Origin of the sequence: Microbacterium sp. K36 (assembly GCF_004794355.1) — a bacterium.
Classification (GTDB): Bacteria; Actinomycetota; Actinomycetes; order Actinomycetales; family Microbacteriaceae; genus Microbacterium; species Microbacterium paraoxydans_D.
Genome location: NZ_SSDN01000096.1, coordinates 1 through 6,578, shown reverse-complemented (window position 1 = coordinate 6,578; position 6,578 = coordinate 1). Strand labels below are relative to the sequence as shown.

Annotated in this window: 6 protein-coding genes; all 6 read right to left on the bottom strand. The window is 69.0% G+C overall.

Annotation, left to right across the window (positions count from 1 at the left end):
- Positions 1–257, bottom strand: a 257-nt coding sequence (locus DW296_RS16675) for an indolepyruvate ferredoxin oxidoreductase subunit alpha (RefSeq protein WP_240743094.1), incomplete at its 3' end; no start/stop codon positions are given.
- Between the two features lie 169 nt (positions 258–426).
- Positions 427–2,679: an exo-beta-d-1,3/1,6-glucosidase gene (locus DW296_RS13770; protein ID WP_136052676.1), complete on the bottom strand. Its 2,253-nt coding sequence runs from the start codon at positions 2,677–2,679 to the stop codon at positions 427–429.
- Positions 2,679–3,812 carry an ABC transporter permease gene (locus DW296_RS13765; protein ID WP_136052675.1) on the bottom strand — a complete coding sequence of 378 codons (1,134 nt, stop codon included), beginning with the start codon at positions 3,810–3,812 and terminating at the stop codon, positions 2,679–2,681. The genes DW296_RS13770 and DW296_RS13765 overlap by 1 nt, the downstream gene beginning before the upstream one ends.
- Position 3,813: 1 nt before the next feature.
- Entirely contained in the window at positions 3,814–4,902 is a 1,089-nt protein-coding gene (locus tag DW296_RS13760) for an ABC transporter permease (RefSeq protein WP_136052674.1), read from the bottom strand.
- Positions 4,899–5,705, bottom strand: coding sequence for an ABC transporter ATP-binding protein (locus DW296_RS13755; protein ID WP_136052673.1), 807 nt, complete (start codon positions 5,703–5,705; stop codon positions 4,899–4,901). The genes DW296_RS13760 and DW296_RS13755 overlap by 4 nt, the downstream gene beginning before the upstream one ends.
- Entirely contained in the window at positions 5,702–6,526 is an 825-nt protein-coding gene (locus DW296_RS13750) for an ABC transporter ATP-binding protein (RefSeq protein ID WP_136052672.1), read from the bottom strand. Before DW296_RS13750 ends, DW296_RS13755 begins: the two co-directional genes overlap by 4 nt.
- Between the last annotated feature and the right edge of the window lie 52 nt (positions 6,527–6,578).

Sequence of the window (6,578 nt, the reverse complement as noted above, 5' to 3'; positions counted from 1 at the left end):
TGGCCCGCAATGATGCGCTGACGATCGCGGCCGTCCTGATCCAGGTGGCGATGCTCGTGTTCCGCCGCCTCTACATCAAGTCGGGCATCACGAGTCGCCTCGACGGGGCACACCGGCTCGCACGCTCCGCAGTCCACGCACTCATCCGGGTGGATGTAGAGCGACCGCTCCCCCTCATAGATGCAGTCAACGGGGCACTCGTCGATGCAGGCCTTGTCCTTGAGGTCGACGCACGGCAACGCGATCACGTACGTCATCGCGACTTCTTCTCTGTCCCACTCACGCCCTCCACCGTAAAACCTCAAGCGCACTTGAGGTCAAATCGAGGCCGAGACCCCGCCCTCCCGCCGAGACCCCGCCTCCGGCGCGCGGATACGACGGGGTCTCGGCGGGAAAGCGGGGTCTCGGAGAATCAGGAATCAGGAATCAGGAAGGGGAGATCTCGAAGGGGGCGGGGAGGAGGTGCTCCTCGCGGGAGCTGGGGCCGACGAGGAGCGTGAAGGCGCCGGGCTCCACGGTCCGGACGCCGGCGGCGGTCACGATCGTGCAGTCCACGACCGGGACCTCGATCCGCACGCGCGCACTCTCCCCCGGCGCGAGGTCGACCTGCCGGAAGGCCTTGAGCTCGCGGTCGGTCCAGCTCACGCTCGTCACCTCGTCCCGCACGTAGGCCTGCACGGTCTCGCGGACGGGCCGGTCCCCCGTGTTGGTCACGGTCACGTGCCCCACCACGGTGTCGCCGAGGCGCAGCGCCGTCTGCTCGAGCTCCAGCTCCGCGTACGCCACGGTCGTGTACGACCGGCCCTCACCGAAGGCCCACGCGGGCGCCTGGGTGAGGTCGGCGTAGCGGTCGCCGTGCTGACCACGGATCTGGTTGTAGTAGGTGGGCTGCTGCCCGACGTGCCGCGCGAACGAGATGGGCAGCCGTCCCGAGGGCTCCACGGCACCCGTGACGATGTCGGCCAGCGCCCGTCCGCCCTGCATGCCCGGATTCGCGGCCCAGACCACCGCCGCCGCCCGCTGCACCGACGGCGGGAGCACGAGGGGCTTGGAGGCCAGCAGCACCACGACGACGGGCTTCCCGGTGTCGATGAGCGCGTCGAGCAGGGCGTTCTGGCCGCCGATGAGCTCCAGTGTGGCCGTGGACCGTCCCTCGCCCACGAGCTCGATGCGATCGCCGACCACCGCGACCACGACGTCGGCGGCCTCGGCGGCGGCCACCGCCTCCGCGATGAGCGCAGGATCCGGCGGGCACGGCTGCACCACGGGAGGACGCGGCTGGTTGTCCGGGAAGTGGGTGCCGCGGGGGTCGTCGGCGAGCGTGAGGATGTCGGCGCCGCGCGTATGCGTGACCGTCCACGCGTCCACCGCACGGAGGCCGTCGAGCACGGTCGTGATCATCTCGCGGGGCTGTCCGTCGAGCCAGCCCGCCTGGCCCGAACCGCCGGCCCAGTCGCCGAGCTGCGTCTGCGCGTCGTCCGCGAGCGGCCCGGCCACCGCCACCCGCAGCGCTGCCGCGGCATCCAGCGGCAGCAGGCCGTCGTTCTCGAGGAGCACGAGCGAACGGCGGGCGATCTCGAGGTTGAGGTCCGCGTGCGCGGCACTGCCGACCACGGCGGACGCGTCGTCGCGGGGCAGCCGCGGGTCCTCGAAGAGTCCGAGCTCGAACTTCAGCGTGAGGATGCGGGAGACCGCGTCGTCGAACGCGTCCTCCGGCAGCAGCCCCCGGGCGACCGCGTCCAGCGCCCCCTCGAAGAATCCTGGCGTGGTCATCACCATGTCGTTCCCGGCGCGCACGGCCGCGGCCGCGGCATGGGTGAGGTCGGGCTGCACCCGCTGCTCCCACACCATCCGGCCCACGTTGTCCCAGTCGGTGATGAGGGTGCCGGTGTAGCCCCACTCGCCGCGGAGCACGTCGCTGAGCAGCCACTCGTTCAGCGTGATCGGCACCCCGTCTGTCGTCTGGTAGCCGAGCATGAACGTCCGGCAGCCCTCGCGGGCGACCCGCTCGAACGGCGGCAGGAACCAGGAGCGCAGCTTGCGCGGGGAGATGTCCGCCTCGCTGGCGTCGCGTCCGCCCTGCGTCTCCGAGTAGCCGGCGAAGTGCTTGGCCGTCGCGAGGATGGCCGTGGGGTCGTCGAGACCGTCGCCCTGATAGCCGCGCACCATGGCCGAAGCCAGCTCGCCGATCAGGAACGGGTCCTCCCCGAACGTCTCCCCCACCCGTCCCCAGCGCAGATCGCGGGCGATGCACAGCACGGGCGAGAACGTCCAGTGGATGCCGGTCACGGCGACCTCCTCGGCCGTCGCCCGCGCCACGCGCTCGACGAGTGCCGGATCCCAGGAGGCTGCCATGCCGAGCTGCGTGGGGTAGATCGTGCCTCCGGGCCAGAACGAGTGGCCGTGGATGCAGTCCTCGCCCACGAGCAGCGGGATGCCGAGCCGGGTCTGCGCGACCAGGGCGGCGGCCCGCCGCAGACGCTCGTCCGAGGCGTGCAGGATCGATCCCGCGTGACGGCGGGCGATGTGGTCGTCGATGTCGTCGCGGGCGTCGAGCTGGAGCATCTGCCCGACCTTCTCCTCCACCGTCATCCGGCTGAGGAGGTCGGCCACGCGCTCGGGGATCGAGAGAGCGGGGTCCTGGTACGGGAGCTGCGTGGTCAGAGTCTGAGAGGTCATCACTTCGTGTTCTGGTTCTGGTTCGAGGAATCGGCAGGGCCCGAGCGGTCGGACGAGGTCGCCGACGATACGGGATCGGGGGCCCTCTCCGGCAGGGGCACGCTGCGGACGGCCGTCACGGCGTCGTTCACGTTCAGCCCCTTCTTCTTCATCGCCCTGGCCCGCTCGCCCGCCGAGCGCAGTCGCGGGTTGACGTACTCGTCGATGCCGAAGTTGATGAGCGAGAGCGCGACGCCGATGATCGCGATGCAGAGCCCGGCCGGCACGTACCACCACCACAGCCGCGGGAACGCGCCGTTCTGCTGGGCCCAGAACAGGATGGTCCCCCAGTTGAGGTTGCTCACCGGGATCACCCCGATGAAGGCCAGGGTCGTGAGGCCGAGGATGGCCGCGGTCACGGTGCCGACGAAACTCGACGCAATGAGCGCCATGAGGTTCGGGAGCATCTCGACCGTGATGATGCGGCGCAGCGGCTCGCCGTTCGCGCGGGCGGCCTGGATGAAGTCGCGGTTGCGCAGCGACATGGTCTGCGCTCGGAGCACGCGGGCGCCCCACGCCCATCCCGTTATCCCCAGCACCGCGGCGATCACGATCAGCGGCGGGTTCTCGAACTGCGAGGCGATGATGATGATGAGCGGGATGCCGGGGATCACCAGGAACACGTTGGTCAGCGCCGACAGCGACTCGCTCTTCCAGCCGCGCACGTAGCCGGCGATCACACCGATCGTGATCGCGATGATCGTGGCGATGAAGGCCGCGAGGAAGCCGACGACGATCACACCGCGGGTGCCGTAGATAATCTGACTCAGCACGTCTTCGCCCATGTGCGTCGTGCCCAGCCAGTGTTCCCAGGAGGGCGGCTGACGCAGCGCCGTGCGGTCCTTCTGGGTCGGCCCGTACGGGGCGATCCACGGGGCGAAGATCGCGATGAGCACGAACGCCCCGAGGATGATGAGCCCGGCGATCGACTTGGGGTTGCGGAACATCGCGAACGCCTGCGCGAGCTGCGACCAGAACGTCTTGCGCGGCGGCGCTCCCGCCGGCGGGGTGCGCAGCGTGGCGGTCTCCGGCATGCCGGAGACGACGGCCGATCCGTCGGGCGCTGTGGTCGCTGCGGTGGTGGGAACGGTCATGTCAGGACTCCATCTGGCGCGTGCGCGGGTCGAGGTAGGCGTAGACGACATCGGCGAGGATGTTGGCCACGAGCACCGACAGCGTGATCACGAGGAACACGCCCTGCATGAGGGCGAAGTCCTTGGCGTTGGTCGCGTCGAGCAGCAGCTTGCCGACCCCCGGATAGCTGAAGACCATCTCCATGACGATCGTGCCGCCCACGATGAAGCCGATCGACAGCGCGAAGCTCTGGATCTGCGGCAGCACCGCGTTGCGGGCGGCATAGCCCCAGAGCACCCGCTTGTTGGGCATGCCCTTCGCCTGCGCGACCGTGATGTAGTCGTCGTCGAGCACGGTCAGCATCATGTTGCGCATGCCGAGCACCCACCCGCCGAGCGAGGCGACCACGATGGTCAGTGCCGGGAGAGTGCCGTGCATGATCACCTGGCCGATGAAATCGAGGCTCCATTCCGGCGACTGCCCCTTGTCGTAGGCGTGCGATGAGGGGAACCACTTCAGGGTCGAGGAGAAGATCGCGATCGCGATGAGTCCGAGCCAGAAGTACGGGATCGTGTTGAAGAACGTCGTCACCGGGATGATCGCGTCGAGCCTGCTGCCCCGTTTCCATCCGACGACGGCTCCGAGCAGCGTGCCGATCGCGAAGGAGATGATGGTCGCGATGCCGACCAGCCCGAGCGTCCAGGGCAGGGCGGCGGCGAGCACCTCGGCGACGGGCCGGAGACCGTGCAGGGTCGAGATGCCGAGGTCGCCACGCAGCAGCATCCCCCAGTACTCGAGGTACTGCTGCCAGATCGACTTGTCGGTGTCGATGCCGAGAAGCACGCGCAGCGCGTCTGCCGCCTCGGGGCTCACGGTGCGGTTTCGCGCGAGATACGAGCTGACCGCATCGCCCTTCATGAGGCGGGGCAGGAAGAAGTTGATCGTGATCGCCGCCCACAGCGTGAACAGGTAGAACGCCGCACGGCCGGCGAAGAAGCGCCACGGCACCGGCCGCCTGGTGCGCTCTGCCGTGGTCGCCGTGGTGCCGACCTCGAGGGCATCGCGGGCGACGAGGTCGTTGTCGTCGAGCTGGGGGAGAGCGGAGCTCACAGCGCGCCTCCGTTCGATGCCGCTGCGGCGAAGTGCTTCTCCGGATCGGGAGAGGCCGCGCGCAGTTCGCGGGTGTAGGGGTCCTGCGGGTTGAGGATCACGTCGTCGGCGGTGCCGTACTCGACCACGCGCCCCTGGTTGAGGACCATGATCTCGTCGCTGAAGTGACGGGCCGTGGCGAGGTCGTGCGTGATGTAGAGCACACCGAGCCCCTCTTCGCGCTGGAGGTCGGCGAGCAGGTTCAACACGCCGAGCCGGATGGAGACGTCGAGCATCGACACCGGCTCGTCGGCGACGAGGAGCGAAGGACGCGAGGCCAGGGCACGGGCGATGGCCACACGCTGCCGCTGGCCGCCCGACAGCTCGTGGGGGCGGCGGTCGATCACCGCATCCGCATCGAGGCGCACCCGGTCGAGGAGCCGACGCACCTCGTTCTCGGTCTCCTTCTTCGGCACCACGTCGTCGAGGCGGATCGGACGCTCCAGGTGGTAGCGGATCGAGTGGTACGGGTTGAGCGAGGCGAACGGATCCTGGAACACCATCCGCAGCTGCTGGCGGTAGGTTCGCAGGCCCCTGCCGCGTCGCGGGATGGGCGTGCCGTCGAGCAGCACCTCGCCGCTGGTCGGGGTCTCCAGCTGGGTGAGGATCTTCGCGATCGTGGACTTGCCACTGCCGGACTGTCCGACCAGGCCGATCGTCTGGCCGGACGTCAGGGTGAAGCTCACGTCGTCGAGGGCTTTGATCTGACCGGCACCCCGGACGTTGTAGGCCTTCGTGACGTGGCGGAACTCGAGGGTGGTCATCGCACCAGCACCCCTCTCTCCCCGGTGAGCCGGGGGAACGACGACAGCAGCGTCTTCGTGTACTCGTGCTCCGGCTGCGTCCAGATGCGCTCTGCCGTATCGAGCTCGATGATCTCTCCTTCGCGCATGATCGCGATCCGGTCGCTGATCTCCAGCAGGAGCGGAAGGTCGTGGGTGATGAAGATCACCGAGAAGCCGAACTCGTGCCGCAGCTGGGAGATCTGCTTGAGGATCTCCCGCTGCACCAGCACGTCGAGCGCGGTCGTCGGCTCGTCCATGACCATCAGCTGCGGACGGAGCGCGAGGGCCATGGCGATCATGACGCGCTGGCGCATGCCGCCGGAGAGCTCGTGCGGGAAGGAGCGCACCCGCTGACGGCCGACCTTGACGATCTCGAGCAGTTCCTCGGCCTCGGCACGCCGCTGCTTGCGGTTCATGTCCGGGCGGTGGATCTCGAACACGTCCTCCAGCTGTGAGCCGATCGTCGCGACGGGGTTGAGGGCGTTCATCGCGCCCTGGAACACCATCGACACCTTGTCCCAGCGGAATCGCTGCATCGCGTCGACGTCCAGAGCGTTGATGTCGATGTCGATGCCGGTCGCGTCGTGGAACGTCACGCTGCCGCCGGTGATGACGGCCGGCGCGCGCAGCAGGCGCTGCACCCCGTAGGCCAGCGTGGTCTTGCCGCATCCGCTCTCCCCGGCGAGGCCCAGGATCTCGCCGCGCTGCAGTTCGAGGGTCACGTTCTTCACCGCCTCGACGGGCGGATCGACGTCGTACACGACGGAGAAGTCGCGCACGGTGAGCAGGGGATCTGGCATGGGGTGTCCTTCGTGGGGGCGGGCCCTTCGACAGGCTCAGGGACCCAGGGGG